Source organism: Streptomyces sp. NPDC001770 (genome assembly GCF_053596135.1).
In genome coordinates, this window is record NZ_JBSFFN010000044.1 from 42,689 (window position 1) to 52,352 (window position 9,664).

The following is a 9,664-nucleotide window of genomic DNA, read 5'->3' on the forward strand; positions in this document are numbered from 1 at the left end:
GGACATCTCGCCCCGCTCCGGCTTCCCACCAGGATGACGCCACTCACCGGGTACGTCACGTACGCCAGGTACTCGTCCGCCGCCCCGTCCCCGATCGGACCGCCTCCCTCCCGTGCCCGGCGCCCCCGCCGGATGCTCGGGTCGCGGGGTGACAAAGGTGGCCATAGCCTCCCAGATGTGACGCCTCCCGCGACCCGTATCCGCAGCTCCCGACCCTGCCGGGCCCTGCTCGGCGTGCTGTTCGCGGCCTGCTGGCTGGCCGCCGGGACCGCCGCTCCGGCGTGGGCCGACAACCCCGTCACGCTCTCCAGGGACGGGCAGATCACCGACCGGACCGGGGCGCTCGGGGACCGTACCGGGGAGGTGGAGACGGCGCTGGACTCGCTCTTCGACGAGCGGCGGGTGCAGCTCTTCGTCGTGTACGTACGCGACTTCTCCGGCCGCTCCTCGCAGAGCTGGGCAGACGAGACCGCCACCCGCAACGGTCTGGGCCAGGACGACGTGCTGCTGGCCGTCGCCACCCACGACCGGCAGTACGCGTACTCCGTGGACGAGGCGTCCCGGCTCACCGACGCGGAGCTGAGGGACGTGGCGAGCACCGCCATCGTGCCGGCGCTGCGGGTGAACGACTGGGCGGGAGCGGCGATCGGCGCGGCGGACGGTTACGCGGCCGTGCTCGCGGGGCAGCCGGTGCCCTCGCCCTCCCTCTCCCCCGGCCCGGCCGATCCCGGGTCGAGCGGTTCGGGCGGCACCGACGCCGGTGACTTCCTGCTCCCGGCGGTCCTGCTGGTCGCGGTCGTCGCGGTCGCGGCGTACGCCTTCGCCCGGCGCAAGCGTCGGGCGAAGACCCGTACGACGCCGGCCGCCACCGGCTGGGGCACCGCGGCGCCCGGAGCGGCGGCAGGCGAACCGCCCACCCCGCTGCCCGAGCTGGACGCCCGCGCCAAGGAGCTGCTGGTGGACACGGACGACGCGGTACGCACCAGCGAGGAGGAACTGGGCTTCGCGTCGGCCCAGTTCGGCGAGGAGGCGGCGGCGCCGTTCGCGGCGGCGGTGACACGTGCCAAGAGCGAGCTGACCGCTTCGTTCCGGCTGCGCCAGCAGCTCGACGACGCGATCCCGGAGGACGAGCCGACCCAGCGCCGGATGCTGGAGGAGATCATCAGCCGCTGTACCGCCGCGGACGAGCAACTCGACGCGGTGTCGGCCGACTTCGACCGGCTGCGGGACCTGGAGCAGAACGCCCCGCGGGCGCTGTCGGATGTGGAGGCGACCTTCCGCGCCCTCGCGGGGCGTACGGCCGCGGCGGGTTCGGCGCTGGACGCGATGCGCACGCACTACGCACCCTCGGCCGCCGCCCCCGTCGCGGACGACGTCGAACAGGCGAAGGAGCGCCTGGTCTTCGCCACCTCGTCCCTCAACCAGGCCCGGCAGGCGGTGGACGGCGGCGACAACTCCCGTGCCGCCGTGTTCGTACGCGCGGCGGAGAGCGCGGTGCGCCAGGCCGCCACCCTGGTGGACGCCGTGGAGCGGCGGGCCGCCGAGCTCGCCGAGGCCGCGTCCCGCATCCCCGCCGCGCTCACCGAGATGGAGACGGACCTCGCGGACGCGCACGGGCTGCTGCGGGGCACCGCGCAGGGCATCTCCACGGCCGACCTCCAGGGGCGGATCGGCCGGGCGGAGGCGGTGCTGGCGGATGTACGGGGCGAGGTGGCGGGCGGACCGTACGACCCCATCGACGCGCTGCGCCGGCTGGAGGAGGCGGACGCGGCGCTGGACGAGTCGCTGGCCGGAGCGCGCGAGCGCGACCAGGGCAACACCCGGGCCCGCCCGCTGCTGGACCAGGCGATGCTCTCCGCCCGCTCGGCGATCTCGGCCGCCGCCGACTACATCACCACGCACCGGGGCGCGGTCGGCAGCCAGGCCCGTACCCGGCTCGCGGAGGCCCAGCGCCACGCGGAGCAGGCCGGGCAGCTCGCGGCGGGTGGCGATCCGCAGCGCGCGCTCGCCGAGGCGCAGCGGGCCGACGCGCTGGCCGGGCAGGCCCAGGCGCTGGCCGAGCAGGACGTACGCGCCTTCGACGGCCGTTCCGGTCCGGGAGGGACGCGGGGCGGGGGCGGCGGGATGGGCGGGGCCGTGCTGGGCGGCATCCTCCTCGGCGGACTCCTCGGTGGCGGCGGGCGGGGCGGTGGCCGCGGATTCGGCGGGGGCTTCGGCGGGGGCGGCGGGTTCGGCGGGGGCGGCTTCGGCGGCGCGGGGCCCGGCAGCTTCGGCGGCGGGGGTACGCGGGGCCGCAGAGGCGGTGGTGGCCGCTTCTGACCGGGCGACCGGGGTGCGCGGCACCCCGGGCCCCGTACGTCCCGTCCCGTACCCCCCCCGCATGTCCGCCCCAGGCGAACCGTCCCCCACTCCAGGAGAGGAGCCCCTCGTGTCGAAGCAGACGATTCTCGGCCGTGTCACCCAGCTCGCGAAGGCCAACATCAACGCGCTCATCGATCAGGCCGAGGACCCGCAGAAGATGCTGGACCAGCTGATCCGCGACTACACCAACAACATCGCGGAGGCCGAGCAGGCGGTCGCCGCCACCATCGGCAACCTGCGGCTGATGGAGCAGGACCACGCGGAGGACGTGGCGGCGGCGAAGGAGTGGGGCGGAAAGGCGCTCGCGGCCAGCCGCAAGGCGGACGAGCTGCGGACCTCGGGCTCGGCGGCGGAGGCGGACAAGTTCGACAACCTCGCCAAGGTCGCGCTGGGCCGCCAGCTCCAGTCGGAGAAGGAGGCGCGGACGGCCGAGCCGACGATCGCCTCGCAGACCGAGGTGGTGGAGAAGCTCAAGTCGGGGCTCGGCCAGATGAAGGCCAAGCTGGGCGAGTTGAAGGCGAAGCGGGACGAGCTGGTGGCCCGCGCCAAGTCCGCCCAGGCCCAGAACCGGATGATGGACGCGGTGAAGTCGATCGACGTGCTCGACCCGACCAGTGAGCTGAACCGCTTCGAGGAGAAGGTGCGGCGCGAGGAGGCGAGGGCGGTGGGCAAGCAGGAGCTGGCCGCCTCCTCGCTCGACGCGCAGTTCGAGCAGCTGGACACCATGGGCGACAGCGCGGAGGTCGAGGCGCGGCTCGCCGCGCTGAAGTCCCCGTCCTGAGCGGGGGAAGGGGTGGGGCGGTCCTGTCCGCCCCACCCCTTTCGTCCCCCGCGTGGATCGTGTCAGTACGTGCTCAGTACATGCTGAGCAGCTGGTCGACCGTGAGCTCGGCGGCCGGCTGTCCGTCCGGCAGGGCGAGTTCGAACCAGACGGTCTTGCCGCGCGGGGTGCGCCGCGATCCCCAGGCCGCGCTGAGCAGCCCGACGAGTTGCAGCCCCCGGCCGCCCTCGTCGGTGTCGCGGGCGCGGCGGCGGCGCGGCTGGATCAGCCCCGCGTCCCACACCTCGCACACCAGGGTGCGGTCGCGCAGCAGCCGGAGCCGGATCTCGCCCTCGCCGTACCGCAGGGCGTTGGTGACGAGTTCGCTGACCAGGAGTTCGGTGGTGTCCACCAGGTCGTCCAGGTTCCACTCGGTCAGCCGCCGGCGGGCGAGTTCGCGGGCCCGGCCGACCGAGCGAGGCTCCCGGGGCAGCGTCCAGTCACCGACCGCTTCCTCGGGCAGCCCCTGGATGCGGGCCATCAGCAGCGCGATGTCGTCCTCGCCGTGCCGGGTGTCGAGGGCGGCCAGTACGTGGTCGCAGGCGGCCTCCAGCCGCATCCGCGGCCCGGTGAGGGCGGTACGGAGCACTTCGAGGCCCTCGTCGAGCGGGTGGCCGCGCGACTCCACGAGACCGTCGGTGTAGAGGGTGAGCAGGGCGCCCTCGGCGAGTTCGACCTCCACCTCCTCGAAGGGCTCGCCGCCGACGCCGAGAGGCATCCCCGGCGGTACGTCGAGGAGCCGGGCCGCCTGGCCGGGCTCGACGACGGCCGGGGGCAGGTGGCCGGCGTTGGCGAAGGTGCAGCGCCGGGTGACCGGGTCGTAGACCGCGTAGACGCAGGTCGCGAGGTACACCTCGGAGAGGTCCGCCTCACGGGACTTCTGGAGGGCGCGCGAGGGCCACTGGGTGCCCCCGCCCTCGGGCCGGTCGCCGCCGCCGGGGGTGCCGAGGCCGCGGGCGACCTCGTCCAGCGCGGAGAGCACCTCGGCGGGTTCCAGGTCCAGCAGGGCGAGCGTCCGTACGGCGGTGCGGAGTTCGCCCATGGCGACGGCGGCGCGCAGCCCGCGCCCCATGACGTCGCCGACGACGAGCGCGGTGCGGTGGCCGGGCAGTTCGATGACGTCGAACCAGTCGCCGCCGACCTCGGTGGCCGCGTTGCCGGGGAGGTAGCGGCAGGCGATGTCCAGGCCCGCCGCCTCGGGGGCGCCGGGCGGGAGCAGGCTGCGCTGGAGGAGCAGCGCGCGTTCGTGCTCGCGCCGGTAGAGGCGGGCGTTGTCGATGCAGACGGCGGCGCGGGCGGCGAGTTCACCGGCCAGGTCCCGGTCGCGTTCGCCGAAGGGCTCGCTGCCCTTCGTGCGGGAGAAGCGGACGAGCCCCACCACGGTGTCGTGGGCGACCATCGGCACCGCCAGCGTGGACCGGACGAACCCGAGGCCGTCGCCGGGCGCCTCGTGGACGCGGCCGGTCCGCAGGGCGGTGGCGCAGGCGGAGGCGTGCGGGTAGCGGTGCACGGCTCCGAGGACGGGCTCCCCCGTCTCCGGCCCGGCTCCCGCGTCGGCGGGGTGCTCGCCGGACCGCGCGGACGGCACCGGGGCGCCCGGCGGTGCGGGGACGCGGGGGCGGGCGTCGGAGACCGCGCTGGCCTGGGCGACCCGGCGCAGCTCCGGTGAGGGGGCCCCGGGCTCCGGCGCGGGGCCGCCGGCGGACGGGGCCTCGGCGCCGGTGAGCACGGCGGGGAAGAGGTCGACGGTGGCGAGGTCGCAGAAGCCGGGGACGGCGACGTCCAGCAGCTCGCGGGCGGTGGTCTCCAGGTCGAGGGAGTTGCCGATGCGGGCGCTGGCCTCGTTCAGCAGCCGGAGGTTGCGCCGGGCGCTGGCCGCCTCGCGTGCGGCGATGTGGCGGCTGGTGACGTCGGTGGCGAGTCCGGCGACCCCGGTCGGCCGTCCCGATCCGCTGTGCACCCGGTAGAGGTTCATCGACCAGTGGCGGCGGTCGGTGTCGCCGGGGACCGTGCCGATGAGCCGGAGGTCGGTGACGGACTCACCGGTCGCCAGGACTCTTCTCAGGGTCTCCGTCAGCCGGTCCGCCTCGGGGCGGGTCAGATAGTCCTCGGCCCTGCGCCCCCGGTGGTCGGCGGCCATGCCGCCGAAGACGTCGGCGAATCGTTCGTTCGCACGCACCACCGAAAGGTCCTTGCCGAACAGGACGAACCCGAAGGGGGATTGGCCGAAAATTGCCTGCGAGGCGGCGAGGTCCGTCTCGATGCCGCGGAGCGCCCGGACGTCCACCACGATGCAGAGGGCGGCCCGCTCCCCGGCCGCGGTCACGCTGGGCATGACGTAGACCTCGGCGAGCCCGCGGACGTCCCGCTCCCCCGGTATCCGGAAGGGGACGAGGCCCGTCCACTCCTTGCCGTCCAGGATCTCGCGGATCCGCCGGTGCCCGCCCCGGCGCAGCTCGGAAGGCATGAACGCCTCCACGGGATCGCGCCCGATCACCTCGTGCGGGCCCATGCCGAAGAGATCGGCGGCCCTTCCGCTCCACTGCTCGACCAGGCCGTCCGGGCCGATCGAGAAGGAGGCAACCCTGATGTACTCGTATATCGAGCCAGGCGGGCTGCTCTGCCACACGATGTCGCCCGCTGTCCCAGGTATCTCGCTCACGCGACCGTCCCCTCCAGCTCACACACCGGACCGGTCCTGTGCGCAGTATTCAGCACTACGGCCACTCCCGACACGGCGTTCACGATCACAGCAAGGTCTCAGTCCTTCTCGTCGGCGGCCCCGACCTCAGGTGATCGCTGTGCGTCCCCCTCCACTCCTAACCAGACAGAGGCAGCTCGAACCACACCGTCTTGCCACTCTTTCCTTTGCGTGTCCCCCAGCGGCGCGCCGAACAGGCCACCAGCTGGAGCCCGCGGCCGCCTTCGTCGTCGGGGCCGGCCCGGCGGCGGGTGGGAAGATCCGGAAGCGGATCGGAGACCTCCACCAGCAGTCCGTGGCCATCGACCGAGGCCTCGGCCACTTCGGCGGGGGTGTCGCCGGGCCGCACCAGGCGCACTCCGATGGGGCCGGTGGCGTGGCGGAGCGAGTTGGTCACCAGCTCGCTGACGAGCAGCACCGTGACGTCGATGACCGGCAGACCGAGGTCCCAGGCTCGCAGCGTCTCGCGGACCGCGTTCCGTGCGCCCCGCACGGATCCCGGCTCCGCCGGGAAGGACCACTCGGCGCTGCCGCCTTCGGTATCGATCACGCCGATCACTTCCCGGGGCCGACAGCGGATTCACCCTGCGAGGGGTCACTGTGGACATACCCGGAATTCATCACGTATCACAACGGATCGTGACCGATGAGTCATACGGGTGCACGGGTGCGGGTCGCACCGGTGCGGGAGGCGGTACGCGGTGGGGGCGGCGGCCCCAGGCGGGTGCGGGGCGGCTCAGGCCAGCACACCGGCCGCATGGAGATCGTCGAAGAGCACCTGGTCGACCGGGGCGACGAGAGGCCGGTCCGCATAGGTGAACCAGGCCACCTCGTCGATCTCGTTGCTCGCCGCCACGGTGCCCTCGTAGTCGCCGTAGTAGCAGCTCATCCGCACCACCACACCGTCCGCGTGCCCGTGTGCCTGCGCTTCGTAGACCCCCGCGTGCACGACGGTCGCCGGGTCGAGGGCCACCGCGAGCTCCTCGTCCACCTCCCGCAGCAGGGTCTGGAGGTCGCTCTCCCCCGCTTCCCGCTTGCCGCCGGGGATGTAGAAGATGTCCTTCCCCTTCGACCGCGCGCAGAGAATCCTGCCGCTCTCCACTCGTACCCACGCCACCGTGTCGATCAGGGCCGGCATCGCTCCGCCTTCGTTCCCCGGCCTGGCGGTCAGGCCGGTCAGCCGGACCCTACCTTCGCGCGGCGGCGCGTTCCGAGCCCGGGGGCGCGCACCGGCGCGGGCGCGGGGGGAGTGCGCGCCGGACGGCCAGGACACCGGCGGGGCGTACGACGGCGGCCGGACACCCCCTGGTCAGGGAGGGTGCCCGGCCGCCGGTGACGCGGGTCGTGGGTCAGGGACGGGCGGTCTCACCCGCGCGTTCCACCCAGTAGAGCTGCTGGTGCTCCCGGGTGTCGAACCTGTCCGCGACCTTCTGCGCCTCTTCCTGCGTGGCGTATCGGCCGACCCGGTACGTACTGCCGTTGACGTCCTGCCGTATCACCAGCCACGGGAGGACAGCTGCGCTGTCACTCATCGTGCTCCTCCCGAGCATGCTGCCCCTCTCCCCACCGGTCTGCACATCTCATAGGACGATCCCCAGGAAATCGCTGTGCGCATATGCCGGAGCGTACGCCTGACCTTCACTCAGCGAATGCGGAATCGCACAAAGGGATACGGAACCGGCCATACAAGGGGCGCATCCGTCCGGATGCGCCCCCGGAGCGGAGACCGGGACCCTACCGCGCCGCGCCGGCGCCGGTCGTCCCGGGCCGGATCACCCTCGGCCCGCCCCGTCGGAACCGGCCACCCGCACCGTGGGCAGGGGCATCAGCACCGGTCCGGCCGCCGGCGCCTTCCGGCAGACATCGCCGCAGGTGGCGTCCAGCGAGCAGCAGAGCGAGCAGACAGGGCCCGCGTGCGCGGGGCAGTCGGCGATGTCCGGCAGTTCGTAGGCCGTCTCGCAGACCGCGCAGGTGTGGGTGGCGGTGATGTCCTCGACCGCCACCTCGGGACCGTTCACCGGATTGGGCCGGGCCAGGTAGTACTTGCCCTTCGTCGCCCAGGCGATCAGCGGGCAGAGCGTCACCGCGAGCCCCGCCGCGATGAAGGTGGAGAAGGCCTCCGCGTACTCCCCGAAGAGGCCGAAAAATGCCAGGATCGAGACGGTCGAGGCGATCACCATGGCCCCGAAGCCCGCCGGGTTCACCGCGTAGAGGTAGGCCCGCTTGAACTCGATGTACGGCGGGCTGAGCCCGATCCGCTTGTTGATGACCAGGTCGGCGGCGACGGCGGCGATCCAGGCGATGCCGACGTTGGAGTAGAAGCCCAGCAGCTTGTTGAGGGCCGCGAACATGTCCATCTCCATCAGCGTGAGCGCGATGGCGAGGTTGAGGAAGATGTACCAGACCCGCCCGGGGTGCCGGTGGGTGATCCGGGAGAAGAAGTTCGACCAGGAGAGCGAGCCGCTGTAGGCGTTCGTCACGTTGATCTTGACCTGGGAGACGATGACGAAGATCGCCGCGGCCGGCAGGGCGAACCCGCCGAGCCAGGGCTTGAGCGCCTCGATCTGGGGGGCGATCGGCTCCAGCGCGTGCGTCTTGCCGACCGCCTCCAGCGCGACGAAGGCGAGGAAGGCGCCGCCGAGCTGCTTGGCAGCACCGATGATCACCCAGCCGGGCCCGGCGGCGAGCACCGCGAGGTTCCAGCGGCGCTTGTTGGCCTCGGTCTTCGCGGGCATGAAGCGGAGGTAGTCCGCCTGCTCGCCGATCTGCGCGATCAGCGAGAGCGCCACCCCGGTGCCCAGCCCGAACCCGAGCCAGGAGAAGCCCGAGCCGGCGCCCTCCGTGCCGCCGAAGGAGCTGAACGAGCCCCAGGCGTCCGGGGCCTCGAAGGCGAGCACCAGGAACGGCAGGATCATGCCGATGATCCAGACGGGCTGGGTCCATGCCTGCACCTTGGCGAGCGCGCCCATGCCCCGGAAGACGATCGGGATCACGATCAGCGTGGTGAGCAGATAGCCGATCTGGACCGGCAGCCCGATCGCCTGGTGCATGGCCTGCGCCATGATCGAGCCTTCGAGCGCGAAGAAGATGAAGGTGAACGACGCGTAGATGAGCGAGGTGAGCGTCGAGCCGAAGTAGCCGAAGCCGGCGCCCCGGGTGACCAGGTCCATGTCCAGGCCGTACGTCGCACAGGCCCGGGCGATGGGGATGCCGGTGAGGAAGATGATCGCGGCGGCGGTCAGGATCGACGCGAAGCCGCTGGTGAAGCCGTAGGTGAAGACGATCGAGGCGCCGATCGCGAAGTCCGCGAGGTAGGCGATGCCGCCGAGCGCGGTGCCCGCGACCGTCCCGGGCGACCAGCGGCGGAACGCGTGCGGGGCGTAGCGCAGCGAGTAGTCCTCGCGGCTCTCGTCGGCGGCGAGCGCCGCGTAGCTGCGGGCCGGTCCGCCGGAGCCGGACACGCCCCCCGGCTCGGGGGGCTGCGGCGAGGTGTGCGGGGTCTCGGCCGTGGTGGGTGGTGCGATGTCCGTCATGAGGGTCCCGTCCTCGGTCCGTTGGTGCGGCAACGGACCGGAAGGTAGGAGCCGAACATGACGGGCCGCGGGCGCAGGGCGTTGCCCGGGAGTTACGGCAGGTGACGGGGGGTTAAGTCTGTGTCACCGGCCCCGGACACGCCGCACCGCCCACCGGTCGGCGCCCCGGCCGGCCCACCGGTCGGCCGGCCGCCCCCCCCCCCCGCCCCCCCCCCCCCCGGCGCGGGCCGCCCGGGGCGGGTGAGCGGA

Annotated in this window: 7 protein-coding genes; 2 read left to right on the forward strand and 5 right to left on the reverse strand. The window is 73.2% G+C overall.

The features are described from left to right. Positions 1-177 precede the first annotated feature (177 nt). Together ACWCSV_RS30160 and ACWCSV_RS30165 are read left to right on the forward strand one after the other, a co-directional pair. Positions 178-2,319 carry a TPM domain-containing protein gene (locus ACWCSV_RS30160; RefSeq protein ID WP_451147595.1) on the forward strand — a complete coding sequence of 714 codons (2,142 nt, stop codon included), beginning with the start codon at positions 178-180 and terminating at the stop codon, positions 2,317-2,319. A 109-nt stretch (positions 2,320-2,428) separates the two neighbouring features. After that, a complete protein-coding gene (locus tag ACWCSV_RS30165) occupies positions 2,429-3,142 on the forward strand; it encodes a PspA/IM30 family protein (RefSeq protein WP_451147597.1) in 714 nt (237 codons plus the stop codon). A 73-nt stretch (positions 3,143-3,215) separates the two neighbouring features. Here the strand turns inward: ACWCSV_RS30165 and ACWCSV_RS30170 are convergent, their stop codons facing one another. The 5 genes from ACWCSV_RS30170 to ACWCSV_RS30190 form a co-directional block, all read right to left on the reverse strand. Continuing rightward, positions 3,216-5,810 (reverse strand): SpoIIE family protein phosphatase, encoded by a 2,595-nt coding sequence (locus tag ACWCSV_RS30170; protein ID WP_451147609.1) that lies wholly within the window; start codon positions 5,808-5,810, stop codon positions 3,216-3,218. A gap of 190 nt (positions 5,811-6,000) precedes the next feature. Further along, positions 6,001-6,441 (reverse strand): ATP-binding protein, encoded by a 441-nt coding sequence (locus ACWCSV_RS30175; RefSeq protein ID WP_451147599.1) that lies wholly within the window; start codon positions 6,439-6,441, stop codon positions 6,001-6,003. Positions 6,442-6,618: 177 nt separating this feature from the next. Continuing rightward, the gene (locus ACWCSV_RS30180) at positions 6,619-7,020 is read right to left on the reverse strand and encodes an NUDIX hydrolase (protein WP_451147601.1); all 402 of its coding nucleotides are present in this window, start codon (positions 7,018-7,020) and stop codon (positions 6,619-6,621) included. 211 nt (positions 7,021-7,231) lie between these two features. Next, the gene (locus ACWCSV_RS30185; protein WP_451147603.1) at positions 7,232-7,414 is read right to left on the reverse strand and encodes an SPOR domain-containing protein; all 183 of its coding nucleotides are present in this window, start codon (positions 7,412-7,414) and stop codon (positions 7,232-7,234) included. 240 nt (positions 7,415-7,654) lie between these two features. Beyond that, entirely contained in the window at positions 7,655-9,415 is a 1,761-nt protein-coding gene (locus tag ACWCSV_RS30190) for a purine-cytosine permease family protein (RefSeq protein WP_451147605.1), read from the reverse strand. Positions 9,416-9,664: the final 249 nt, after the last annotated feature.